This is a genomic window from Pseudomonas entomophila, from assembly GCF_029478665.1.
Classification (GTDB): domain Bacteria; phylum Pseudomonadota; class Gammaproteobacteria; order Pseudomonadales; family Pseudomonadaceae; genus Aquipseudomonas; species Aquipseudomonas entomophila_F.
In genome coordinates this window covers 164,411-189,452 of the sequence record NZ_JARPQB010000004.1, presented here as the reverse complement: position 1 = coordinate 189,452, position 25,042 = coordinate 164,411, and the positions used below count along the sequence as shown (strand labels likewise).

At 62.4% G+C, this 25,042-nt stretch carries 17 protein-coding genes; 10 read left to right on the top strand and 7 right to left on the bottom strand.

Annotation, left to right across the window (positions count from 1 at the left end; genetic code table 11):
- Positions 1-14: 14 nt before the first annotated feature.
- A complete protein-coding gene (ydiJ, locus tag P5705_RS03500) occupies positions 15-3,032 on the top strand; it encodes a D-2-hydroxyglutarate dehydrogenase YdiJ (RefSeq protein WP_277459580.1) in 3,018 nt (1,005 codons plus the stop codon).
- A gap of 116 nt (positions 3,033-3,148) precedes the next feature.
- Here the strand turns inward: ydiJ and P5705_RS03495 are convergent, their stop codons facing one another.
- The 6 genes from P5705_RS03495 to phhA all read right to left on the bottom strand — a co-directional run bounded on the left by P5705_RS03495 (position 3,149) and on the right by phhA (position 12,837).
- Positions 3,149-4,339, bottom strand: a complete 1,191-nt coding sequence (locus tag P5705_RS03495) for an MFS transporter (protein WP_277459579.1) — start codon at positions 4,337-4,339, stop codon at positions 3,149-3,151.
- A gap of 122 nt (positions 4,340-4,461) precedes the next feature.
- Positions 4,462-9,903: a deaminase domain-containing protein gene (locus P5705_RS03490; protein WP_277459578.1), complete on the bottom strand. Its 5,442-nt coding sequence runs from the start codon at positions 9,901-9,903 to the stop codon at positions 4,462-4,464.
- A gap of 158 nt (positions 9,904-10,061) precedes the next feature.
- Positions 10,062-10,190, bottom strand: coding sequence for a hypothetical protein (locus P5705_RS03485; protein ID WP_256582346.1), 129 nt, complete (start codon positions 10,188-10,190; stop codon positions 10,062-10,064).
- A 270-nt stretch (positions 10,191-10,460) separates the two neighbouring features.
- Complete coding sequence (locus P5705_RS03480) at positions 10,461-11,657, bottom strand: amino acid aminotransferase (protein WP_277459577.1); 1,197 nt, start codon at positions 11,655-11,657, stop codon at positions 10,461-10,463.
- On the bottom strand, positions 11,654-12,010 hold the full coding sequence (locus P5705_RS03475) for a 4a-hydroxytetrahydrobiopterin dehydratase (protein ID WP_011534975.1): 357 nt from the start codon (positions 12,008-12,010) through the stop codon (positions 11,654-11,656). Before P5705_RS03475 ends, P5705_RS03480 begins: the two co-directional genes overlap by 4 nt.
- Before the next feature lie 38 nt (positions 12,011-12,048).
- On the bottom strand, positions 12,049-12,837 hold the full coding sequence (gene phhA, locus P5705_RS03470) for a phenylalanine 4-monooxygenase (RefSeq protein WP_277459576.1): 789 nt from the start codon (positions 12,835-12,837) through the stop codon (positions 12,049-12,051).
- 256 nt (positions 12,838-13,093) lie between these two features.
- Here phhA and P5705_RS03465 point away from each other — a divergent pair, with 256 nt between their 5' ends.
- Entirely contained in the window at positions 13,094-14,653 is a 1,560-nt protein-coding gene (locus P5705_RS03465; RefSeq protein ID WP_277459575.1) for a sigma-54-dependent transcriptional regulator, read from the top strand.
- Between the two features lie 251 nt (positions 14,654-14,904).
- Here the strand turns inward: P5705_RS03465 and P5705_RS03460 are convergent, their stop codons facing one another.
- Positions 14,905-15,159, bottom strand: a complete 255-nt coding sequence (locus tag P5705_RS03460) for a DUF2790 domain-containing protein (protein ID WP_277459574.1) — start codon at positions 15,157-15,159, stop codon at positions 14,905-14,907.
- 406 nt (positions 15,160-15,565) lie between these two features.
- Between P5705_RS03460 and acs the strand changes: the two genes are divergently transcribed.
- The 8 genes from acs to aruF all read left to right on the top strand — a co-directional run bounded on the left by acs (position 15,566) and on the right by aruF (position 25,020).
- A complete protein-coding gene (gene acs, locus P5705_RS03455; protein ID WP_277459573.1) occupies positions 15,566-17,527 on the top strand; it encodes an acetate--CoA ligase in 1,962 nt (653 codons plus the stop codon).
- Between the two features lie 518 nt (positions 17,528-18,045).
- Positions 18,046-18,831: an ABC transporter substrate-binding protein gene (locus P5705_RS03450; protein WP_277459572.1), complete on the top strand. Its 786-nt coding sequence runs from the start codon at positions 18,046-18,048 to the stop codon at positions 18,829-18,831.
- A 90-nt stretch (positions 18,832-18,921) separates the two neighbouring features.
- The gene (locus tag P5705_RS03445; RefSeq protein WP_277459571.1) at positions 18,922-19,611 is read left to right on the top strand and encodes an ABC transporter permease; all 690 of its coding nucleotides are present in this window, start codon (positions 18,922-18,924) and stop codon (positions 19,609-19,611) included.
- Positions 19,608-20,306 (top strand): ABC transporter permease, encoded by a 699-nt coding sequence (locus P5705_RS03440; RefSeq protein ID WP_277459570.1) that lies wholly within the window; start codon positions 19,608-19,610, stop codon positions 20,304-20,306. The genes P5705_RS03445 and P5705_RS03440 overlap by 4 nt, the downstream gene beginning before the upstream one ends.
- A gap of 22 nt (positions 20,307-20,328) precedes the next feature.
- Positions 20,329-21,093, top strand: a complete 765-nt coding sequence (locus P5705_RS03435) for an ABC transporter ATP-binding protein (protein ID WP_011534967.1) — start codon at positions 20,329-20,331, stop codon at positions 21,091-21,093.
- Between the two features lie 103 nt (positions 21,094-21,196).
- A complete protein-coding gene (gene argR / locus P5705_RS03430) occupies positions 21,197-22,177 on the top strand; it encodes a transcriptional regulator ArgR (RefSeq protein WP_277459568.1) in 981 nt (326 codons plus the stop codon).
- 461 nt (positions 22,178-22,638) lie between these two features.
- Positions 22,639-23,859: an aspartate aminotransferase family protein gene (locus P5705_RS03425; RefSeq protein WP_277459567.1), complete on the top strand. Its 1,221-nt coding sequence runs from the start codon at positions 22,639-22,641 to the stop codon at positions 23,857-23,859.
- 141 nt (positions 23,860-24,000) lie between these two features.
- Complete coding sequence (gene aruF, locus P5705_RS03420; protein WP_277459566.1) at positions 24,001-25,020, top strand: arginine/ornithine succinyltransferase subunit alpha; 1,020 nt, start codon at positions 24,001-24,003, stop codon at positions 25,018-25,020.
- Positions 25,021-25,042: the final 22 nt, after the last annotated feature.

Below are 25,042 nucleotides of genomic sequence, written 5' to 3'. Positions count from 1 at the left end.
AGAGGCATCCTTCGATGATCGCCCAGCTGCCGCCCCGCGCGCCTGCCGTCCACTACCCCGAATTCCTCGAAGCCCTGAAAAACAGTGGCTTCCGTGGCCAGATCAGCGCCGACTACGGCACCCGCACCGTGCTGGCCACTGACAACTCCATCTACCAGCGCCTGCCCCAGGCGGCGGTGTTCCCGCAGGATGCCGACGATGTGGCGCGGGTCGCCACGTTGATGGCCGAGGCACGTTTTCGCGACATCAAGCTGACCCCGCGTGGCGGCGGTACCGGCACCAACGGCCAGTCGCTGACCGACGGCATCGTCGTCGACTTGTCGCGGCACATGAATACCATCCTCGAAATCAATGTCGAGGAGCGTTGGGTGCGGGTCCAGGCGGGCGTGGTCAAGGACCAGCTCAATGCCGCGCTCAAGCCCCACGGTCTGTTCTTCGCCCCGGAGCTGTCCACGTCAAACCGCGCCACGGTCGGCGGCATGATCAACACCGATGCCAGTGGCCAGGGCAGCTGCACCTACGGCAAGACCCGCGACCACGTGCTCGAGCTGCACAGCGTGCTGCTCGGTGGCGAGCGCCTGCACAGCCTGCCGATCGACGACGCGGCGCTGGAACGGGCCTGTGCCGTGCCCGGTCGGGTCGGCGAGGTGTACCGCATGGCCCGTGAAATCCAGGAAACCCAGGCGGAGTTGATCGAAAGCACCTTCCCCAAGCTCAATCGCTGCCTGACCGGCTACGACCTGGCGCACCTGCGCGACGAGCAGGGCCGCTTCAACCTCAACAGTGTGCTGTGTGGTGCCGAGGGCTCACTGGGCTACGTGGTCGAGGCCAAGCTCAATGTGCTGCCGATTCCGAAGTACGCGGTGCTGGTCAACGTGCGCTACAGCAGCTTCATGGACGCCCTGCGCGACGCCAATGCGTTGATGGCGCACAAGCCGTTGTCGATCGAGACGGTCGACTCCAAGGTGTTGATGCTGGCGATGAAAGACATCGTCTGGCACAGCGTCGCCGAGTATTTCCCGGCAGACGCCGAGCGCCCGACCCTGGGTATCAACCTGGTGGAGTTCTGCGGCGACGACCCGGCCGAGGTCAATGCGCGGGTCGAAGCGTTCGTCGAGCACCTGCAGCGCGACACCAGTGTCGAGCGCCTGGGGCATACCTTGGCTGAAGGTGCGGAAGCGGTGACCAAGGTCTACACCATGCGCAAGCGTTCGGTAGGCCTGCTCGGCAACGTCGAGGGTGAGGTGCGCCCGCAGCCGTTCGTCGAGGATACTGCGGTGCCACCTGAGCAACTGGCCGACTACATCGCCGATTTCCGCGCCCTGCTCGACGGTCATGGCCTGGCGTACGGCATGTTCGGTCACGTCGACGCGGGCGTGCTGCATGTGCGCCCGGCCCTGGACATGAAGGACCCGGCCCAGGCCGCGCTGGTCAAGCCGATCTCCGATGCCGTGGCGGCGCTGACCCAGCGCTACGGTGGCCTGCTCTGGGGCGAGCACGGCAAGGGCCTGCGCTCCGAGTATGTGCCGGCGTATTTCGGCGAGCTGTATCCGGCATTGCAGCGTCTGAAAGGCGCGTTCGACCCGCACAACCAGCTCAACCCGGGCAAGATCTGCACCCCGCCGGACAGTGCCGAAGGCCTGACGCCGGTGGATGGCGCGCCCCTGCGTGGCGACCTGGATCGCACGATCGACGAGCGTGTCTGGCAGAGCTTCGGCAGCGCGGTGCACTGCAACGGCAACGGCGCCTGCTACAACTACGACCCCAACGACGCCATGTGCCCTTCATGGAAGGCCACCCGCGAGCGTCAGCACTCGCCCAAGGGGCGTGCCTCGCTGATCCGCGAATGGCTGCGCCTGCAGGGTGAGGCGAACATCGACGTGCTCGCCGCAGCCCAGCGCAAGGCGTCCTGGTTCAAGGGGCTGCCGGCGCGGCTGCGCAACAGCCGCGCGCGCCAGCAGGGGCAAGCGGACTTCTCCCATGAAGTCTATGACGCCATGGCCGGCTGCCTGGCGTGCAAATCCTGCGCCGGGCAATGCCCGATCAAGGTCAACGTGCCGGACTTCCGCTCGCGCTTCCTCGAGCTGTACCACGGCCGCTACCAGCGCCCGCTGCGCGACTACCTGATCGGCTCGCTGGAGTTCACCATCCCGTACCTGGCCCATGCACCGGGGCTGTACAACGCCGTGATGGGCTCGAAATGGGTGGACAAACTGCTGGCGGACAAGGTCGGCATGGTCGACAGCCCGCTGATCAGCCGCTTCAACTTCCAGTCCACCCTGACCCGTTGCCGTGTCCAGGTGGCCAGCGTGCCGGCCCTGCGCGAGCTGACCCCGGCCCAGCGCGAGCGCAGTATCGTGCTGGTGCAGGATGCCTTCACTCGTTACTTCGAGACGCCGTTGCTGGCCTCGTTCATCGAACTGGCCCATCGCCTGGGGCACAAGGTGTTCCTGGCACCCTACAGCGCCAACGGCAAGCCGCTGCACGTGCAAGGCTTCCTCGGTGCTTTCGCCAAGGCGGCGGTGCGCAACGCCACCCAGCTCAAGGCCCTGGCCGACTGTGGCGTGCCGCTGGTGGGGCTGGACCCGGCGATGACCCTGGTCTATCGCCAGGAGTACCAGAAGGTCGAGGGTGTGGAGTGCCCGACCGTGCTGCTGCCTCAGGAGTGGCTGATGAACGTGCTGCCTGAGCAGGCGCCGGCCAAGGCTGACAGTTTCCGCCTGATGGCCCACTGCACCGAGAAGACCAATGTGCCGGCCAGCACCAAGCAGTGGGAGCAGGTATTCGCCCGCCTTGGCCTGAAGCTGGTCACCGAGGCCACCGGTTGCTGCGGCATGTCGGGTACCTATGGGCACGAAGCGCGTAACCAGGAAACCTCGAGGACCATCTTCGAGCAGTCCTGGGCGACCAAGCTGGACAAGCAGGGTGAGGCATTGGCCACCGGGTACTCGTGTCGCAGCCAGGTCAAGCGCATGACCGAGAAGCAGCTGCGCCATCCGCTGGAGGTGGTGCTGCAGTACGCGCAGCGCTGACCTCAGGGGGGCTGCTTTGCAGCCCTTTCGCGGCACAAGGCCGCTCCTACAGAGGAACGCAATCTCCTGTAGGAGCGGCCTTGTGCCGCGAAAGGGGCGCCAAGCGCCCCTGGCTTCTAGCGTCCCCGTTGCAGCCGAGCTCGTCGGTACAGATAACAGCTCAGCACCAACCCGCATCCCGCTGCTGCTGCCGCGAACAAAAACATCGAGGCGAACCCGAACCCTGCCGCCACCGCGCCCACCAGCGGCCCGGTGATCCCCAGCGACAGGTCGATGAACAGCGAATAGGCCCCGACCGCCGCGCCGCGGTTGGCTGCTGATACCTGGTTGACGGCTTCCACGCCCAGTGCCGGGAACACCAGCGAGAAACCGAACCCGCTCAATGCCGCGCCGGCCAGGGCCATTTCGGCGCTGGGTGCGAGCCACAGCATCAGCAATCCCAGTGTCTCGACGGACAGGCAGGCAATCGCTACGCGGAAGCCACCGATGCGGTTGATCAAATTACCGAACAGCAGGCGCGCAAAGATGAAGCTGGCGCCGAACAGGCTCAGGGTGAGCGCGGCGTTGGGCCAGTCGCGGCTGGCGTAGTACAGCGTGATGAAGGTGGCGATGGTGCCGAAGCCGATCGAGCCCAGGGCCAGCCCCGAGCCATGGGGGAACACCTTGCCCAGCACTCGCAGGAACGGCAGGCGCACGCCGGTGACCACCGGTGCGGCACGTTTGGGCCAGGCCAGCAGCAGGCCGACCATGCCCAGCAGGATGATGCTCGCGCCCATGCTCCACAGCCCAAGGTGCTTGACCATCAGCACGCCCAGCGGTGCGCCGATGGCCAGCGCGCCATAGCTGGCGATGCCGTTCCAGGAAATCACCTTGGCAGTGTTCTGCGAGCCGACCCGGCCGATCCCCCAGCCGATCGAGCCCGACCCCACCAGGCTCTCGGCGCTGCCCAGCACCAGGCGGCCAATGAACAGGCAGCTCAAGCTCAGCCAGGGCAGGTGGGTGAGGAAGCTGCAGGCCAGCATGAACACGCCGCTCAGGCCGCAACCGAACAGGCCGTACATGACCGCCTTCTTGCTGCCGAGGTTGTCGATGATGCGGCTGGCGGTGGGGCGGCTGAGCAGGGTGGCCAGGTACTGCACGCTGATCACCAGGCCGGCGATTACGGCACTGAAGCCCAAGTTGTTGTGCACATAGCCGGGCAGCACCGCCAGCGGGATGCCGATATTCAAGTAGCCAATGAAGGTGAAAAGGACGATCGAGACCACCTGGAGGGTGATCGCAAGTGACGATTGGGTGTGTTCGGGCATGCGGGGTCCGGTCTGGGTGAAGCGAGCGTTGCGCCATCATAGCCATCTCGATCCAGGCTGTGGGTGAAGCGTGAACCGGGATGGCGCGTTGGGCAGATGTCGTCACCTGACCGTCAGGGGGATCAGTGGCGGTATTCTTCCAGGTAGGTTACCCAGAAGTCGGCATCGGTGTAGTTGAGGGTCAGTTGAGGCAGCACCACGCCCCCGCAGGATCGGCAGGTGTCCATTCGGGTAAACATGTGAATGGAGTAAATGCTGTTACGCGGGTGCTGCTCCTTGAGAATGGTCGCGATCAGCCGTTCGGAGTCCAGGTAGCGATCGAAGGGGCGGATCGACACCCTGCCCGCATGCCTGATGACCGGTAGGCTGGTGATGCCCGGGTCGGGGGCCCGGCCACTCATCAAGGACCTGGCATCGACATAGGTGGTGTCGCCGATCCGCTGGGTGGGTTGTCCCGGCCGATAGGGTTTGAGGTGTAGATTCTTTGCCCGCTCTCCACCTGCCAATGCGTAGTAGACGAATTTTCTTCCATCCTTGGTGAGCACCGAGGCAAACGCCAGGTTGCTGTTGTTCATCTGCGCCGAGATCATCCTGGCGACATCCTGCTGGTCGATGTTGACGGTGCTCAGCGGCACCCAGCTGGCGTCCTTGCCTTGGATCGGGAGCAGTTCGGTCAGGACCTGGACAGTGGAGCGCTTGTCGGCGAGGTTGCGCTGGCCAATCACTTTCCAGTCGGAAATCAGGCTTCTGGTTTCCTCTACCAGGCCGGTCTGCGGACGCTCCCCCGAGAGGATGTTCTCGGCATAATGCAGCATTTCATTGCGTTCATTGTTGTCGACACACCATTGTGCATAGGTTGCGTAGTCCTTGTTGGCGGGGGCGCTCGCAAGCCAGGCCTGCAGTCCTGGTTCGCGTTTTTCCACGAGCGTGGCGTAGAGCAGCTGGGCGATATTGTCTCGGTCGATGGCGGCATAGGGTCGTTCGGCCACGAAGCGGTATTGATTGGAAAGACGCAGGTACTCGCCGATCTCGGCGGCATCGGTTACCGGGGTAAAGGTCAGCTCGCCCGGGCCTTGCCGGGTCTTGTAGAACTTCCCATTGTCTACCTCTACATAGATCTGCGGTTGCGCGTTCCATTCCATCTTGATCCCACGCAGCATGCGCTTGTCCACCACCTGCTCGCAGACCTGCTCCAGTGCAACGACCGGTACATGGGGGGTGATGGTCTTGGCTTGCGCGCCGCTGGTGTCAGGCAGCAACCCGAAGTGTCGATCGCTGGACATGCGCCCGATGACCTGTGGTTGGTAGGTGGGCGTCTCGGGTAGCCCCAGCAGTGTGCGTTCATCCGCGCTTAGCGCCAGTAGTTGCTTGTTCGTGGTGAACTTGACAGGGCGCGTCCCTTTAATCGGGGCATGGTCCCATTTGCAGAATTTACCTTCGTGCACCAGCAGGTCGAATGATCGGGCAGGGGTTTGTTGGTAGGCAACGGTGCTGCGCCGCTCCAGGTGAAACTCCCTGGCTTCGAACGCCTGGCTGATTTCCTGCCCACGAGTGAGTGGGTTGGGCTGGCTTGCGCGAAGGCGTTCGGCCGGCAGGCTGATCAGCTTGGTGAAGGGGGTGCAACTGGACTCCTCCAGGTCACGCTTCAGACGGCAGAGCATCTCCTCGGGGGTGATCTCGTCCAACGTGCTGGTAGGGGTGTTTGACAGCTCAGTCAGGGAGAGGTCGTGAGCCCTGGCGTCGAGATGATAGTGCTGCTCATCGACATGGATGTCGTAGTGCCCTTCACCCTTGGCACGGACCCGCAAGCTACAGGCGTCGTCGATGGCCAGACCCAGCTTCTCGTCCTCGCCCACGATGCCGGCGATTCGGGAAGGGTAGTGGCCAGGGCTGATTGATCCCAGGCTTTTCAGTGGCGTGAGCTTGGGTTCCTGCGGTGTTCCTTCGGTGATGAGTCGCGGCCCGTAGGGCAGGTTGTCGTGCGGGTCGAGCAGTTTGAAGCTGGATTCATCGGCGCTGCCCAGATTGCGCACCAATGTGTTTTCGCTGTTGCCCACCCGTGCCAGTTCGCCCTGCTCGAAAGCATGCCCCGACGCGCTCAACGCTTCCCGGGTAATGGCGTAGGTGCCTTCCTCGGTCATGTGCAGCAGCTGTGGGGCGCCGCGCAGGTCATGCAGCCAGCGCAGCGCAGGTTGTGCCAGTTTTTCCCAGGATTTCACGGAGAGCCAGCGGATACCGCGGCCCATGTCGCGGTAGATGAGAATCGGGCTTTGTTGTGCCAAGTGGCTGAACAGTTCGCCGACGGCGCTGCTCATGACTTCGCATGCCGCCCGTAGGGTAAGGTTGGCGGCATCGCGAATCAGCGTCAGGCTCGACGCGATGAACTTGCCTGCGGGTATCAGGACGCCAACGGCATCCAGCACACAGCCAATGATCACGCCAGCGGAGTGATCGCCCTTGACCAGGTCGGCAATGCAGCCATAGAACGGCAGGAGCGTACGGCCAAGGAAGTCTGCAAATTGTTTTTCCAGGTCAACTAGTTCTTCCCAGGGGGTGGTGTGGGTGTGATCGGCCTTGAATTGGGCTAGTGTGGAAGCGTAGAGGTGCGTTGTCGCGGTGGTGGCCAATTTTTGGAAGAAATCGGCCTCGCTGTCCTGCTGGGCGTATACGCGTTCCGTTGCTGCAATCAGTTTGCCCTTGCGTGGAGTCTGGAGCTTATCGGCTAAGCGCGAAGGAGTGCCATTGAGGTAGGCGTCACTGTCCAATGGTTGCAACGGGGTCACGCGGGCCTGGAGCTTGCGGTCGTTGTTCTCCCAGCGCTTGGCCACTGTCTCGACAATATTGCCGCTAAAACCGGTGTTCAGCACAACCTTGTAATTGAACTGTTGGCTGCAAGGGCGAAGTGCACCAGCGCCGGGAGTGAGCTCAAAGAAATACTCGGTGCTGGCTTCGTGAGTGTCGAAGTCGTCGCGGTGGTCGCCAGGCTGGCAACGAATGAATAGGCCCTGAGTTCCTGCCTGTTCCTTGCTATTCGGCGGTCCTTCAAACGTTATCAGGCTCACTTCGCAGGTAGAGGTGTAGAGCTTATTGCGCAAGGCTTGCGGCAGTTCCAGGAACAAGCGCTTGATCAGCCGAGCGTGGGCGGCCTGCCACACGCTCTTGAACGTTTCGAAGGCCTGGTCATACAGCTGTGGCACGGTGCTTTTGCCATCGCGATAAATATCCCCTGTCATGATCAGTTGCGTGAGATTTTCGATGACAGGTTTCTGGCTTGGCGCGCCAACGTCACTCGTGAACCCAGGTGTGGCGATGGTGTGATGCCAGTTGTAGCTGCTCGATTTGGCAAGGCCAAGGCCGCTCAGGTGGCTCCAGGTCCATGGGTCGTCAATGGACTTGTCCCAGTATTGCTTGTCGACGCCCGTTTCGGCCAATTGCTGCTCCGCCAAGGTCTTTCGGTCCGGAGGCGTCAGGGCGATTTGTTGTGCATCTTGCGCAAATGCCTGCTGCTCGCTAGTGACAAATTGCACGGCACTGTTCATCTGCTGCAGGGTGGCTTGCCTGATGTCGTTGCCCGTGAAGTCGGGTAAGGCGCCATGGGCTTTGGCATAGCGCAAGGCTGGCAAGATCAGGGTGCTGCTCCATTGACGCTGTAACTGTTGCTCGTCGACGCTGCTCAAATCACTCGCCAGGGTGATGACTTTGTCATAGGTTGCCCTGCTGCAGGCGCCAGGCAAGATGGCTTCAAGCAATCTGGCGCCGTGCATAAGGGCGAGGCTTTGCAGGGAGCGGCCATAGTAGAGCCAGTCGGGTGTGTCGGTGATCAGCAGTTCAGGTGCGAGCTCCCTGAGCAGCAAATATTCGAGCAGGCTCAGCGCTGCCGGGGATACATTGGGATTACGAGCACGAATGTTGTCGCTTACTTTCGCACGCAGTTCCAGATGGCTGTGCTCGGTGACCCAGTGATCGTGGAAATCCTGGGTCACTGATCGATCTGTTGGTGTGCGAGGTCCGAGGAAGTGATCGACGATTGCCCTGCTTGCCAGTGCTTGTGTTGCACGGGGAGACGCGGATTCGCCAGGGGAGGCGCCATACCAGCCTGCCAGGGCAAGCAAAGGGCGGAAAACCTCTGCGAACTGTGATGAACGCATCATTAATTGCCAGGTCTGCGAGGCGGGTATCAGCAAGTGGCGTTTGCCCTGCCTGAGCTCGCAGAGCAGTTCGCAGCCCGCGTTCGTGAACAGGTCATCAATGAGAGAGTACGTGCACCAGTCGCTGAAGGCGGGGAGTGTTTCAACCAGGGATCGGCTGTCAGGCAAGGGGTCGAGGGGGGAAGGGGCTGCCGCTGCAGGCGTTGGTGGCAGTAGCAACGAGGCTAGGCGCAGGCACCCTGTCGTGCTTAATGCCGGGTGCACCTGCTTCAGTTTGTTCGCAAAGGAAAGGGCCTGCATGCCCTGGGCGCGCTGAGTATTCTCGATGGTCAGCGGCACCCAGGCTTCAGTGCTTGCGTCCAGCGCATGCAGTACCACTTTCCGTAGCAGGCGGGCTCCCAGGTCCTGAGTCTGGGCCTGGCTCCATTCCACAGGTGGGCTGTCATTGTGAGAACGATCTTCATCCACCCAGGTCGGGACCTGCGCAGCAGCAGGAAGTACCCTGATACGAAGGTTCATCAATGGCTGGGTCAGATGCAGGTTTCGCGAAAGTATCAGCGCGTTGTCCTCATACTCTCCCGAGGTGGGCAGCAGTTTCTCCAGGGTAATGCTCAAGGCCATCAGGGCCGATTGGGCTGGATTCAATTCGTATGCCGTCAACTCTTTAAGCAGGTTTTCAGCCGGGCAATGCGCAAGCCAATCGCTGGCGGTGTCTCGGCGTTCGCCGCGTTTGAACTGCAACATCCATATCTGCAAGGTGTCAGGCACCCCGGTCAGCAGTTCGCCCAGTTCGGAAAACTCATCCTTTCCAAGTCGAGCGGCTTCGGCACTCAATGGCTTTTCGCCAAACAGCAATTCATCGAGCTGATTTCTTGCGGTCGGCGTGTTGATCGAGGCTTCATTGACCCAGGCGATACGAGCAAAAAAATCGTGGATCTGGCGGGGTGTCAGGGTGTCCGGCTCGACGTCCAGGGCCGCGGCAACCAATGCGTAGGTCTTCGTGTCGCCGTACAGGTCCATCAGGTTCACAAAGATGAAGCGAGGGTCTTCAGGGAATCGCGTGTTGCCGTTCAGCAGGTAGTTGAGGGTGAGGTGAACTGCCCGGATAGGGTCGTACGCGTCGAGGGGGGCGCTCAGGGGGATATCCAGATCGTCAGCGACAAGCGCGCGGGCTGGTGACAGGATGTTGTTGTTCAGGTCTTCATTCGTCGAGGGCCTGGTCGTCACATGTGCCCGGATTCTTTCCAGCAGTTGTGATGGGGTGAATTGCGCACTGATGGCGTTGTGGCCAACTGCTGACGTGCTGCCAATGGTTGCTATCTGGTTTTGGGATAGTGTGGGGCGGGCAAGGCGCTGATCGGTGGATTGCCCGTTGTGTAGAGTGGTAGCAGGCGTGAGAGGGGAATCAAAAGACATGTTGCCTCCTGTTTATGGGAGGTATCAGTCTGTTGATTCAAAATGAGGCCGGGCGGTACGGGTGTATTGCACCAAGAGGGCTCTTGACGGTGTGAAAACGCCATGACGGGGATGTCCCGCAGGTCAGCCGTTTTCACACAGTCGGGTGGGGTGCGCGATTATTCCTGGTCGGCGCTGGATTGATCGTCACCGTCCTGGTCGACGGCAGGTGTCGGCTCAGCGTGGGCGGCAACGGATTGCTCTTCGGGGTTCAGGCTTGGGAAGGGAAGATTCGGGATTTCATGCATCTCGTCGTTCCTCGCAAGTGTGAGTGAAAGGCGGCGCCAGTGCGCGTGTGTGGCTTCGAAAAGCTGGGGCAGGATACAGCAGTCTGGATGACAGTTTGGGATTTTTGCCGGGCGTTGGTCGGTTTTTGTGGGCGATCAGCGCACCGCCAGCGTTGATGTGGTCAGCGCAAACCCCTGTAGGAGCGGCTTTAGCCGCGAACCCCGGCAACGCCGGGGCTGGCCCGCGTTGCTCGCTTCGCGGCTGAAGCCGCTCCTACAGGTACCGCGGTATCAGCGGCAGACGTCGGCGATGGCCGCTGCCAACTGCTCCAGGCGTTGCGCGTCGGCCCCGGCGATGTTCGCCCGGCCCGTGCCAACCATGTACACGCTGTGTTTCTCGCGCAACAGGCGCACTTGCTCGGGGTTGAGCCCGGTGTAGGAGAACATCCCGCGTTGCGCGGCGATGTGTGCGAAGCGCTCGGCCAGGCCATGGGGGGCCAGTGCCTGCACCAGCCCTTCGCGAAGCTCGGCGATGCGCTGACGCATGGCGTTAACTTCTTCGACCCACAGTGCTTTGAGCGCCGGGTCGCCGAGAATCTCGGCGACCACCGCTGCGCCATGATCTGGCGGCGTCGACCACAGGTTGCGCGCAAGGAATGCCAGTTGGCTGCGCACATCCAGCAGCTTTTCCGCGTCGTGGCTGCATACCAGCAGGGCGCCGGTGCGGTCGCGGTACAGGCCGAAATTCTTCGAGCACGAGCTGGTGATCAGCAGTTCCGGCAGTTCGCTGGCAAACAGGCGCACTGCCCAGGCGTCTTCTTCCAGGCCGTCACCGAAGCCCTGGTAGGCGAAGTCGATCAATGGCAGCAGGTTGCGCCGCTTGACGATGTCGAGCACCGCGCGCCAGTCGTCCTGGCCCAGGTCGAAGCCGGTCGGGTTGTGGCAGCAGGCGTGCAGCAGCACCACGTCGCCTTCCGCTGCCTGCTCCAGTGCGGCGAGCATGCCGTCGACGTTCAGGCGGTTGTCCTTGCCCACATAGGGGTAGTGGGACACCTCGAGCCCGGCACCGGCGAAGATCGTCTCGTGGATTGGCCAGGTCGGGTCGCTCAGCCAGACCCCGCGGCCGGGCAGGCAGTGGGCGATGAATTCCGCCGCCAGGCGCAGGGCGCCGGTGCCGCCAGGGGTCTGGGTGGCGCCGGCGCGCTGGCTGGCCAGCAGCGGCGAAGCGCTGCCCAGCACCAGTTCGCTGACCAGGCGCCCGAACGCCGCGTCACCATGGCCACCGACATAGCTCTTGGTGGCCTGTCGCTCGACCAGGCGCTGCTCGGCCTGCTTGACTGCGGCAGGGATCGGCGTCAGGCCCTGGGCATCCTTGAACACGCCAACGCCCAGGTCGAACTTCGCTGGATTGGCGTCGCGGGCGTAGGCCTCCATCAGCCCCAGGATCGGGTCGCCGGGGACCCGACCGATGGCCGCGAAGTGCATCACTTGCGCCCTTCGGCGGTTTTGGCGACCTCGTCGGTGCGGGCGCACATGATGAAATCGTTGCGATGCAGGCCCTTGATCGAGTGGCTCCACCAGGTCACGGTGACCTTGCCCCACTCGGTCAGCAGGCCTGGGTGGTGGCCTTCGGCTTCGGCGATTTCGCCGATGGCATTGGTGAAGGCCAGGGCGTGCTTGAAGTTCTTGAACAGGAACACGCGCTCGAGCTCCATGTGGCCGTCGCGGACTTCGATGTTCCAGTCCGGGATCTGCAGGATCAGTTCCGCCAGTTCGTCGTCGGAGACTTTCGGTGCGTCCGCGCGGCAGGCTTCGCAGTGGGCTTGGTTCAAGGCATTCATGTTTTTTTTCCGATTTGAGTTGTTATCGACAGGGGCGCTCAGGCAGCGACCTTGGGTGGAAACTTCGGGGCGTGCAGGCCCAGCTGCATGGCCTGGTGGACCATGGCCATGATGTCTTCGTGGGCCAGGTCGAACAGACGCTTCATGTTCGGCAGGACGAAGTACAGGGGCTGCAGGATATCGATGCGGTACGGCGTGCGCATGGCTTCGATCGGGTCGAAGGCCTGGTGCTCAGGCTCGTTGGACAGGCTGTAGACGGTCTCCTTCGGCGAGGAGAGGATGCCGCCGCCGTAGATCTTGCGACCTTGCGCGGTTTCCATCAGGCCGAACTCGATGGTCATCCAGTACAGGCGTGCGAGGTAGACGCGCTGTTCCTTGGTCGCCGCCAGGCCCAGCTTGCCGTAGGTGTGGGTGAACTCGGCAAAGAAGGGGTTGGTCAGCAGCGGGCAGTGGCCGAAAATCTCGTGGAAGATGTCGGGCTCCTGCAGGTAGTCCAGCTCTTCCGGGGTGCGGATGAAGGTGGCGACCGGGAAGCGTTTGCTGGCCAGCAGTTCGAAGAAGGTCTGGAAGGGGATCAGTGCCGGCACGCGGGCGACCTGCCAACCGGTGGTGGCGCTGAGCACCTTGTTGACTTCGCCGAGCTGGGGGATGCGGTCATGGGGCAGCTTGAGCTGCTCGATGCCGTCCAGGTACTCCTGGCACGCCCGGCCTTCGATCACTTTCAGCTGGCGGGTGATCAGGGTGTTCCACACCGCATGCTCTTGCTGCGGGTAGTCGATAAAACCGTGCGCATCGGGCTCGCGTGCCACGTATTGCGTCTGTTTCATGTGGCTCTCCTGGTGAGGGCTTTCTTGTTATGTGCAGGACATACCTTTAGAGATATCCCTACATTCGCCGCTTTGCACGGGGTGGCAAGGTGGTTTTCGTCCGCCGCTCATCCTGGTTTTGTAACGATAATTTTACAAAATCACCGTGGTGCCGGAAAATCACGGGCATCGAGCTGGCCTTTCCGCTGTTTTTGTCAGCTTATCTTTACGAATTTTCTGCGTGCCAAGGAAAAACCTGGCCGCTTCGAGAGCTTTCATGCGTATCAAAGTGCATTGCCAGAACCGCATCGGCATCCTGCGAGACATCCTCAACCTGCTGGTGGAGTACGGCATCAACGTGTTGCGCGGCGAGGTGGGGGGTGATCATGGCAACGCCATCTATCTGCACTGCCCGAACCTGATCAACCTGCAGTTCCAGGCGTTGCGGCCGAAGTTCGAGTCGATCGCCGGGGTGTTCGGGGTCAAGCGCGTGGGGTTGATGCCCAGCGAACGGCGGCACATGGAACTCAATGCGTTGCTGGGGGCGCTGGACTTCCCGGTGCTGTCGATCGACATGGGTGGCAGCATCGTCGCCGCCAACCGTGGCGCGGCGCAGTTGCTCGGGGTGCGGGTGGACGAGGTGCCGGGTATTCCGCTGTCGCGCTATGTCGAGGATTTCGACCTGCCTGAGCTGGTGCGGGCCAACAAGTCGCGAATCAACGGCTTGCGCATCAAGGTCAAGGGCGATGTATTCCTGGCCGATATCGCGCCGCTGCAGTCCGAGCATGACGAAAGCGAGGCCTTGGCTGGCGCCGTGCTCACCTTGCATCGCGCCGACCGCATCGGTGAGCGCATCTACAACGTGCGCAAGCAAGAGCTGCGCGGGTTCGACAGCATCTTCCAGAGTTCGCGGGTAATGGCTGCGGTGGTGCGCGAGGCGCGGCGCATGGCGCCGCTGGATGCGCCATTGCTGATCGAAGGGGAGACGGGGACCGGCAAGGAATTGCTGGCGCGTGCCTGCCACCTGGCCAGCCCCCGTGGCCAGGCGCCGCTGATGGCGCTCAACTGCGCGGGCCTGCCGGAGTCGATGGCCGAGACCGAGCTGTTCGGCTATGGGCCGGGGGCATTCGAAGGGGCGCGGGCGGAGGGCAAGCTTGGGCTGCTGGAGCTGACGGCGGGTGGCACGCTGTTCCTCGATGGGGTGGGGGAGATGAGCCCGCGGTTGCAGGTCAAGTTGCTGCGCTTCCTGCAGGATGGTTGTTTCCGAAGGGTGGGTAGCGACGAAGAGGTGTACCTGGATGTACGGGTGATCTGCGCGACCCAGGTCGATTTGTCCGAGCTGTGCGCCCGTGGCGAGTTTCGCCAGGACCTCTACCATCGCCTCAACGTGCTGTCGCTGCACATTCCACCGTTGCGCGAATGCATGGATGGCCTGGAAGGGCTGGTGCAGCATTTCCTCGACCAGGCCAGCCGGCAGATCGGCTGCCCGATGCCGCATTTGGCGTCGTCGGCGATGGACAAACTCAGCCAGTACCACTGGCCGGGTAATGTGCGGCAATTGGAGAACGTGTTGTTCCAGGCGGTTTCATTGTGCGAAGGCGGTGTGGTGAAAAGCGAACATATCCGTTTGCCGGACTATGGTGCGCGCCAGCCGCTGGGGGAATTCTCCCTGGATGGCGATCTTTCGCAGATTGTCGGGCGGTTTGAAAAGGCGGTGTTGGAAAGTTTGATGAGCGAGTTTCCAAGTAGCCGGGCGCTGGGGAAAAGATTGGGAGTTTCGCACACGACGATTGCCAACAAGTTGCGGGATTATTCGTTGAGCAAGTCGGCTGAGTGAGTTTTTAAAAGCTTTAGCGTCCAATAGCAATCGTGGGGGCTGTCTTCCAGCTGTACCTGCCCGCTGTAGGGGCGGCCTTGTGCCGCGAAAGGGCTGCAAGGCGGCCCCGGCGATCTTTGTTTACTACTGAAACTCTGGGGCCGCTACGCAGCCCTTTCGCGGCGCAAGGCCGCTCCTACAGGGATCGCGCAAGGCTTGAGGTTGGCGCGGTCGGGGTGGGAGCGGGCTTGTGCCGCGATGGGTATCAAGGCTCAGCCGTTGGAGCAGCCGTTCCCCATCACGCGGTATTCGAGAATGTGCTTCTGGCCCTTGGAATCTTCATAGGTCATGCGGGCGGGCACCACTTCGCAGACGTTTGGCACTTCGCTCATGGAAAGAACACGGGCGATGTCCAGGTGCTGCGAGTAACTGTACTGTTCAACCGGAATCTGCTCGGCATCTTTTGCTTCGCCGGCCAACGCCGCGCCGCAAAAACCGCCAAGTGCCAATACCAGTAAAGCTTTCATTTTCTATTTACCTGTCTAAGGTCGTGAGGGGGCACGCGGCGCTTGTGGCGCCGCGAGTACAACAAGTTTCAACTATCAGGATGAGGTGCGGATTAACGTTGCCTTCGTGGGGGCTGTTACCAAGTTAATCGCGTTGCCGTTGCTGGCGAGGTGAATTCTAGGAGCGTGCCCTGGGCTGAAACAGAGGGGGTTTTGATAAAGTCTTTTGACAGAATCTGTAACAATCCCGTGGAAAACTGCCTGGTGCCACAGCCTGGATGACGCAGTACCGCGGATTAGAGCGGTCGCGCCAGGAGGGTGGGTTTTCCGTCTGTCACGTTACTACCAACGTCGAATGGTCTTTGCCGCTCTGGTACAGTTACAAACGATTCCATACAAAAACAACTATTACACCGAGGTAACACAGATGAGTGCGGCTCCACTGTATCCCGTTCGTCCCGAGGTTGCGGCCAGTACCCTGACCGACGAGGCCACCTACAAGGCCATGTACCAGCAATCGGTGATCAACCCGGACGGCTTCTGGCGCGAGCAGGCCCAGCGTCTGGACTGGATCAAGCCCTTCACCAAGGTCAAGCAGACCTCGTTCGACGACCACCATGTCGACATCAAGTGGTTCGCCGACGGCACTCTGAACGTTTCCTACAACTGCCTGGACCGCCACCTTGCCGAGCGCGGTGACCAGGTCGCCATCATCTGGGAAGGCGACGACCCTTCCGAACACCGCAATATCACCTACCGCGAGCTCCACGAACAGGTCTGCAAGTTCGCCAACGCCCTGCGTGGCCAGGACGTGCACCGTGGCGATGTGGTGACTATCTATATGCCGATGATCCCCGAGGCGGTGGTCGCCATGCTGGCTTGTGCCCGTATTGGTGCGATCCATTCGGTGGTGTTCGGTGGCTTCTCGCCGGAAGCGCTTGCCGGGCGCATCATCGACTGCAAGTCGAAAGTGGTGATCACTGCCGACGAAGGCGTGCGTGGTGGTCGTCGCACCCCGCTCAAGGCCAACGTCGACCTGGCCCTGACCAACCCTGAAACCAGCAGTGTGCAGAAGATCATCGTGTGCAAGCGCACCGGTGGCGACATCGCCTGGCACCAGCACCGCGACATCTGGTACGAAGACCTGATGAAGGTCGCCTCCAGCCACTGCGCGCCGAAAGAGATGGGCGCCGAGGAAGCGCTGTTCATCCTTTATACCTCCGGCTCGACCGGCAAGCCGAAGGGTGTGCTGCACACCACCGGTGGCTACCTGGTCTATGCCGCGCTGACCCACGAGCGGGTGTTCGACTACCGCCCGGGCGAGGTCTACTGGTGCACCGCCGACGTGGGCTGGGTCACCGGGCACAGCTATATCGTCTACGGCCCGCTGGCCAATGGCGCCACCACGCTGCTGTTCGAAGGTGTGCCGAACTATCCGGATATCACCCGCGTGTCGAAGATCGTCGACAAGCACAAGGTCAACATCCTCTATACCGCCCCAACCGCCATCCGCGCCATGATGGCCGAAGGCGAGGCGGCGGTGGCCGGTGCCGATGGCTCCAGCCTGCGCCTGCTGGGTTCGGTGGGCGAGCCGATCAACCCCGAGGCCTGGAACTGGTACTACAAGACCGTTGGCAAGGCGCGCTGCCCGATCGTCGATACCTGGTGGCAGACCGAGACCGGTGGTGTGCTGATCAGCCCGCTGCCGGGGGCCACTGCGCTGAAGCCGGGCTCGGCGACCCGTCCGTTCTTCGGTGTGGTGCCGGCGCTGGTGGACAACCTGGGCAACCTGATCGAGGGTGCCGCCGAGGGCAACCTGGTGATCCTCGACTCCTGGCCGGGCCAGTCGCGTTCGCTGTACGGCGACCACGACCGTTTCGTCGACACCTACTTCAAGACCTTCCGTGGCATGTACTTCACCGGTGATGGCGCCCGTCGCGACGAAGACGGCTACTACTGGATCACCGGCCGCGTGGACGACGTGCTCAACGTGTCCGGGCACCGCATGGGGACCGCCGAGATCGAAAGCGCCATGGTGGCGCACGCGAAAGTCGCCGAGGCGGCGGTGGTGGGCGTGCCGCACGACATCAAGGGGCAGGGCATCTATGTCTACGTCACCCTCAATGCCGGTGAGGAGCCGAGCGAGCAGCTGCGCCTGGAGCTGAAGAACTGGGTGCGCAAGGAGATCGGTCCGATCGCCTCGCCGGACGTGATCCAGTGGGCGCCCGGTTTGCCGAAGACCCGCTCGGGCAAGATCATGCGCCGCATCCTGCGCAAGATCGCCACGGCCGAATACGACGCGCTGGGTGATATCTCGACGCTGGCCGACCCGGGTGTGGTGCAGCACCTGATCGATACCCACAAGGCGATGAACCTGGCGTCGGCCTGAAGGTGGTTCGCCGGCAAGGCCGGCTCCTACAAGTTCGATATAAAGCCCCGCCGAGCAATCGGCGGGGTTTTTGCTTTACTGAACAGGCTGTTACTCCGACATTCATCGGTAACCATGGTTGTCACCGTCTGCGCACGAAAGCGGGGCTTGCGGAAACATTCATGTGCGATTGTGGGGCGTTTCTGCGAGCATTTCGTGCATCGCGGCATGCTGCACTTGCCGAGCTACAAGGGTTTGCCAATAATGGGCCCGCTTATTGCTTGGGGTATAGGTTATTTTTCTTTTGCTCTTGCATAATCCGCAGGAGCTGTCAATATCGCCCGCCGCGGTTCCTGGCGCTTCTGTAACTAGTTGTCGCTTTGAAGAAATATCGACTACCGGGCTGTCGCTAAAATGCCATTCACTCGCTCGTGGTCTGCGACCTTGGTCGAACCCTGCGCGGCTCGCGTTGTACCCATTCGCATATCGGGCAGCCGTTACAACTGCCTTGTATTGCCCCGTACCGATGGAGTTACCTGATGAAGAAGCTCGCACTGCTTGGCGCCCTGGCGCTTTCCGTGTTTTCCCTGGTATCGCACGCCGATGAGAAACCGTTGAAGATCGGTATCGAAGCCGCCTACCCACCGTTCGCCTTCAAGCAGCCCGACGGCAGCATCGCCGGCTTCGACTACGACATCGGCAATGCCCTGTGCGAAGAGATGAAAGCCAAGTGCACCTGGGTCGAGCAGGAATTCGACGGCCTGATCCCAGCGCTGAAAGTGCGCAAGATCGACGCCATCCTGTCGTCCATGTCGATCACTGACGATCGCAAGAAATCGGTCGACTTCAGCAAACGCTATTACCTGACCCCGGCTCGTCTGGTCATGAAGGAAGGTTCTACCGTCAGCGAAGGCCTGACTGAGCTGAAGGACAAGAAGATCGGTGTGCAGCGCGGTTCGATCCACGACCGCTTCGCCAAGGAAGTCCTGGCACCGAAAGGCGCCACCGTCGTGCCTTACGGCACCCAGAACGAAATCTACCTGGACGTCGCGGCCGGCCGCCTCGACGGCACCGTGGCCGATGCCACCCTGCTGGAAGACGGTTTCCTGAAAACCGACGCCGGCAAGGGCTTCGCCTTTGTCGGCCCGGCATTCACCGACTCCAAGTACTTCGGTGACGGTATTGGCATCGCCGTGCGCAAGGGCGACAAGGAAAATGCCGACCGCATCAATGCGGCCATCGACGCTATCCGCAAGAACGGCAAGTACAAGCAGATCGAAGCCAAGTACTTCAATTTCGACATCTACGGCCCTGATTCGAACTAAGCCGTCGAGTTTCACCGTGCAATGGTGCAAACAGCAGAATCTCTGAGGTTTGCACCATTTTTCATTCCCAAGCCCTGAGGAATCCGAATCATGTTGAAAGGCTATGGGGCAGTCATCCTCGACGGGGCGTGGCTGACGCTGCAGCTCGCCTTGTCGTCGATGGCCCTGGCCATCGTCCTCGGCCTTGTCGGTGTGGCGCTGCGCTTGTCGCCGGTACGCTGGCTGGCCTGGCTGGGTGACCTGTACTCCACGGTGATCCGTGGCATCCCCGACCTGGTGCTGATCCTGCTGATCTTCTATGGCGGCCAGGACCTCCTGAACCGTGTGGCGCCGCTGCTCGGCTATGACGACTACATCGACCTGAACCCACTGGTCGCCGGTATCGGCACCTTGGGCTTCATCTTCGGTGCCTACCTGTCGGAAACCTTCCGCGGCGCCTTCCTGGGTATCCCCAAGGGGCAGGCCGAGGCGGGCGCGGCCTACGGCATGAGCGGTGTGCAGGTGTTCTTCCGCATCATGGTGCCGCAGATGATCCGCCTGGCGATCCCGGGCTTCACCAACAACTGGCTGGTGTTGACCAAGGCGACCGCGCTGATCTCGGTGGTCGGCCTGCAGGACATGATGTTCAAGGCCAAGCAGGCGGCGGATGCCACCCGCGAACCCTTCACCTTCTTCCTGGCGGTGGCGGCGTTGTACCTGGTGCTGACCAGTGTCTCGCTGCTGGCGTTGCGGTATCTCGAGAAGCGCTACTCGGTGGGCGTCAAGGCGGTTGAGCTATGATCTTCGACTACAACGTGATCTGGGAGGCCATGCCGCTGTACCTCGGCGGCTTGCTGACCACCCTCAAGCTGCTGGCGCTGTCGCTGTTCTTCGGCCTGCTGGCGGCCATTCCGCTGGGCCTGATGCGGGTGTCGAAACAGCCGCTGGTGAACATGAGCGCCTGGCTGTACACCTACGTGATCCGCGGCACCCCGATGCTGGTGCAGCTGTTCCTGATCTACTACGGCCTGGCCCAGTTCGAGGCGGTGCGCGAGAGCTTCCTGTGGCCATGGCTGTCCAGCGCGACCTTCTGCGCCTGCCTGGCCTTTGCCATCAACACCAGCGCCTATACTGCCGAGATCATCGCAGGCAGCCTCAAGGCCACGCCCCATGGCGAAATCGAGGCGGCCAAGGCCATCGGCATGTCGCGCATGAAGATGTACCGCCGCATCCTGTTGCCTTCCGCGCTGCGCCGCGCGCTGCCGCAGTACAGCAACGAAGTGATCATGATGCTGCAGACCACCAGCCTGGCGTCGATCGTCACCCTGATCGACATCACCGGCGCCGCGCGCACGGTCAACGCCCAGTTCTACCTGCCCTTCGAGGCCTACATCACGGCGGGCGTGTTCTACCTGTGCCTGACCTTCATCCTCGTGCGCCTGTTCAAGATGGCCGAACGCCGCTGGCTCGGCTACCTGGCGCCGCGCAAGCACTGACCGCTCTGTGAGATCCGACAGCATGTACAAACTCCAAATCCAAGACCTGCACAAGCGCTACGGCAGCCATGAGGTGCTCAAGGGCGTCTCCCTCGAAGCCAAGGCAGGCGACGTGATCAGCATCATCGGCTCCAGCGGCTCGGGCAAATCCACCTTCCTGCGCTGCATCAACCTGCTGGAGCAGCCGCACGCGGGCAAGATCCTGCTCAACAACGAAGAGCTCAAGCTGGTGGCGGGCAAGGACGGCGCGCTCAAGGCCGCCGACCCGAAGCAGTTGCAGCGCATGCGCTCGCGCCTGTCCATGGTGTTCCAGCACTTCAACCTGTGGTCGCACATGACCGCGCTGGAGAACGTCATCGAGGCGCCGGTGCATGTGCTGGGCGTGAACAAGAAGGAAGCGCTGGAAAAGGCCGAGCACTACTTGGCCAAGGTTGGTGTGGCGCATCGCAAGGACGCTTTCCCCGGCCACATGTCCGGCGGCGAGCAGCAGCGCGTGGCTATCGCTCGCGCCCTGGCCATGGAGCCTGAGGTGATGCTGTTCGACGAGCCCACTTCAGCGCTGGACCCGGAGCTGGTGGGCGATGTGCTCAAGGTCATGCAGTCGCTGGCACAGGAAGGTCGCACCATGGTCGTGGTCACCCACGAGATGGGCTTTGCCCGCGAGGTTTCCAACCAGCTGGTGTTCCTGCACAAGGGCCTGGTTGAAGAGCGTGGTTGCCCACGTGAAGTGCTGGTCAATCCGCAGTCGGAACGGCTCAAGCAGTTCCTCTCCGGCAGCCTGAAGTAAACGCTGCACTTTTGCACCAGATTGGGGCATGCTGCGCAACGCACGCAGCATGCCCCGGCGCCACAAGCGCGACCCCTCCTTCCCAGGTTTCGGACCACGCCCTATGACCACCCAGCGAATCGGATTTCTCATCTGGCCCAGCACCCGGCCGCTGACGCTCGCATTGGCTGAAGAGGTGTTGCAGGTGGCCCAGCGGGTGCATCCGGATGTGGTCTACGAGCTGGCTTTTCTCCAGGCCGAAGTGGGGCAGGAGGGCGCCTGGCGTCTGCCGGGCGAGCCCTGGAATGGCCGTTTGGAAGGGTGTCAAAAGCTGTTCCTGCTGGCTGACGAGCCGCCAGCCGCCGTCGGCTCGGCGCTGTCGAGCGCGCTCAAGCAGCTGGCGCGCAGTGGTTGCATGATCGGTGGCCTGTCCGCCGGGGTGTATCCGTTGGCGGCGCTGGGTTTGCTCGATGGTTACCGGGCGGCGGTGCATTGGCGCTGGCAGGACGATTTCGCCGAACGCTTCCCCAAGGTGATCGCCACCAGCCACCTGTTCGACTGGGATCGGGATCGCCTGACAGCCTGTGGCGGCATGGCGGTGACCGACCTGCTGCTGGCGGTGCTGGCGCGCGATCATGGCGCCGAGCTGGCAGGGGCGGTGTCGGAGGAACTGGTGGTCGAGCGTATTCGCGAAGGGGGAGAGCGCCAGCGCATCCCGCTGCAGAATCGCCTGGGTTCCAGTCATCCGAAGCTCACCCAGGCGGTGCTGCTGATGGAGGCCAACATCGAAGAGCCGCTGACCACCGACGAGATCGCCCAGCATGTGTGCGTGTCCCGTCGCCAGCTGGAGCGGATCTTCAAGCAGTACCTCAATCGTGTCCCCAGCCAGTACTACCTGGAGCTGCGCCTGAACAAGGCGCGGCAGATGCTGATGCAGACCAGCAAGTCGATCATCCAGATCGGCTTGTCGTGCGGGTTCTCTTCCGGGCCGCACTTCTCCAGTGCGTACCGCAACTTCTTTGGCGCTACCCCTCGTGAAGACCGCAACCAGCGGCGCAGCAGCAGCCCCTTCGAGCTGAGTTCGGCGCCGGCCGAGCGCGGTTGATCTTCGGGGTGCATGCCTGGGGTTTTGCGGGGGAGCCTGGATCGAGCGCCGCCGGTGCGGCGCATCGCGGATAAATCCGCTCCTACACGTTGCAACGTGGCCATGGTAGATAAGCCATCGGCGCGATTTATCGGTTGGTGCTGCTGTCGCCCCGCCTGTCCCTCGGTTGGCAGGCAGGGCGACGGATGCAGGAGCGGATTTATCCGCGATGCGCCGCGCGGGTGGCGCCCTGCGTCCGCGAGCCTTCCCCTGTCGTGTGAACGCCCGTTCACCCAGCCTCTTCTCTCCCGTACACTGCGCTATTGCGACACTGTTTGTCGCATTGCCGAAAACCTTGTCAAAACTGGGTTTGGCGCTGTAACAAGTTGTCGCCTGGCAGCAAGGACAGGCGCCGATCAGTCCTTACAATCCCCCTCATCGCTCGCCACTTCCAGGCCAGCGTTCCTCTTCAGGAGACTCAGATGTCCGTTGAGCAAGCCCCGGTGCAACGTGCCGATTTCGACCAGGTCATGGTGCCGAACTACTCCCCTGCGGCGTTCATTCCCGTGCGTGGCGAGGGCTCCCGCGTCTGGGACCAGTCGGGTCGCGAGCTTATCGACTTCGCCGGCGGCATCGCCGTGAACGCCCTGGGTCACTGCCATCCGGCACTGGTCAAGGCGTTGACCGAGCAGGCCAATACGCTTTGGCACGTCTCCAACGTCTTCACCAACGAACCGGCCCTGCGCCTGGCGCACAAGCTGGTGGACGCGACCTTCGCCGAGCGCGCGTTCTTCTGCAACTCCGGTGCGGAAGCGAACGAGGCTGCCTTCAAGCTGGCCCGTCGTGTCGCCCACGACCGCTTCGGCCCTGAAAAGCACGAAATCATCGCCACCGTGAACAGTTTCCACGGCCGCACCCTGTTCACCGTCAGTGTCGGGGGGCAGCCCAAGTACTCCGACGGTTTCGGCCCGAAAATCACCGGCATCAGCCACGTCCCGTACAACGACCTGGAAGCGCTCAAGGCCCAGATCTCGGACAAGACCTGCGCGGTGGTCATCGAACCCATCCAGGGCGAGAGCGGTGTGGTTCCGGCCGACAAAGCCTATCTTGAAGGCGCGCGCAAGCTGTGTGACGAGCACAATGCCCTGCTGATCTTCGACGAAGTACAGACTGGCGTCGGCCGCACCGGCTCGCTCTACGCCTACCAGCACTACGGCGTGACGCCGGACATCCTGACCAGCGCCAAGAGCCTGGGCGGCGGTTTCCCGATCGGTGCCATGCTGACCACCACCGACATCGCCAAGCACCTGGCAGTCGGCACCCACGGCACCACCTACGGCGGCAACCCCTTGGGCTGCGCCGTGGCCTGCGCCGTGCTGGACGTGGTCAACACTCCGGAAACCCTGGCGGGTATCAAGGCCAAGCATGAGCGCTTCAAGACCCGCCTGGAGAAGATCGGCCAGGAGACCGGCCTGTTCACCCTGGTGCGTGGCGTCGGCCTGCTGATCGGTTGCGTGCTGAGCGACAGCTGGAAGGGCAAGGCCAAGGACATCCTCAACGCCGCCGAAAAAGAAGGCGTGATGGTCCTGCAGGCCGGCCCGGATGTGGTGCGCTTCGCCCCTAGCCTGGTGGTCGAGGATGCTGACATCGATGAAGGCCTGGCCCGCTTCGAGCGTGCCGTGCGCAAACTGACCCAGGGCTGAGCCCGCGGTTCGCTCGTCGGCCCTGAGCGGGGCCGGCGATACCTGAATTCCAGTGTGGGCACCTGCTTGCAGGTAGTGGCGTGTGCCCGCCGTTTTTCCGTGCCGATGTGATCGGCCCGCTTTCCCGAAAGGAGTGACACCATGCTGGTGATGCGCCCCGCGCAAATGGCTGATCTGAACGAAGTGCAGCGCATGGCTGCCGACAGCCCCATTGGTGTCACCTCGCTGCCGGACGATACCGGCCGCCTGGGCGACAAGATCGCCGCGTCGGAAACCTCCTTCGCCGCCGAAGTCAGTTTCAATGGCGAGGAGAGCTACTTTTTCGTGCTCGAGGACAGTGCCACCGGCAAGCTGGTCGGCTGCTCGGCCATTGTCGCCTCGGCCGGCTACTCCGAGCCGTTCTACAGCTTTCGCAACGAGACCTTCGTGCACGCCTCGCGCGAGCTGAAGATCCACAACAAGATCCACGTCCTGTCGTTGTGCCACGACCTGACCGGCAACAGCCTGCTGACCAGTTTCTATGTGGTGCCGGAGCTGGTGAGCAGTGCCTTCGCCGAGCTGAACTCCCGTGGGCGCCTGCTGTTCATGGCCGCCCACCCCGAGCGTTTCGCCGAATCGGTGGTGACCGAAATCGTCGGCTATAGCGACGAGCAGGGCGAATCGCCGTTCTGGGATGCCATAGGCCGCAACTTCTTCGACCTCAACTATGCCGACGCCGAACGCCTGTGCGGCTTGAAGAGCCGCACCTTCCTCGCCGAGCTGATGCCGCACTACCCGATCTACGTGCCGCTGCTGCCCGATGCGGCGCAGGAGGCCATGGGCCAGGTCCACCCGCGTGCGCAGATCACCTTCGACATCCTCATGCGCGAAGGCTTCGAGACCGAGCACTACATCGACATCTTCGACGGCGGGCCAACCTTGCATGCACGCACCTCGGGCATTCGCTCCATCGCCCAGAGCCGCGTGGTGCCGGTCAAGCTCGACGACGCCCCGATCAAAGGCGGGCGACCCTACCTGGTGTGCAATGGCCAGTTGCAGGATTACCGCGCGGTGTTGCTGGAGCTGGACTGGGTGCCGGGCAAGCCGGTCAGCCTGAACAGCGAAGCCGCCGAGGCCTTGGGTGTCGGCGAGGGCGCCAGCGTGCGCCTGGTCGCGGTCTGAGACGCCGGAACAGAGAGTTTCG